This is a genomic window from Sporolactobacillus caesalpiniae, assembly GCF_040513385.1.
In the GTDB taxonomy this organism is placed as follows: domain Bacteria; phylum Bacillota; class Bacilli; order Bacillales; family Sporolactobacillaceae; genus Sporolactobacillus.
The window spans coordinates 1-436 of the sequence record NZ_JBEVCB010000022.1 but is presented as its reverse complement, the minus strand read 5'-3'; the positions used below and the strand labels follow the sequence as shown (position 1 = coordinate 436).

1 protein-coding gene is annotated in these 436 nt (G+C 44.3%); it reads right to left on the bottom strand.

Annotated elements, in window-relative coordinates; all coding sequences use genetic code 11:
* Positions 1–45 precede the first annotated feature (45 nt).
* A partial coding sequence (locus tag ABWW58_RS17125; RefSeq protein WP_353870254.1) for an IS66 family transposase occupies positions 46–436 on the bottom strand: 391 nt, incomplete at its 5' end.

Genomic DNA, 436 nt, shown 5'->3' with positions numbered 1-436 from the left:
GTAAGCGTCAAATAGCCCACACCTAGTCAAAGATGTGGGCTTGATTTATGATTGTTGGGAAGATAATTTGCAGTTTTCCGGAAGCCTTGAGGACCAAGGAAGCAGCTGATCAAGTGCATCCTCATTCTGTTCTTCAAGATTGGGTAGTTGCTCAAATAGATAAATGAGGTACTGAAATGGGATTAATCCGTTTTCCTTAGCGGTTTCGATGATACTATAGATCGTTGCGCTTGATTTAGCTCCACGAGGCGTGTTTGAGAATAACCAGTTCTTTCTTCCAATCACAAAGGGTTTGATGGAACGCTCCCCTCGGTTATTGTCTAATTCTAGTCGTCCATCTTGTAGGAACACCGTCAGCTTTTCCCACTGCCCACGGCAGTATTTGATCGCTAATCCTAAGGCGGTTTTTGGCAGCACCTTAGGTGCCTGTTTTTGA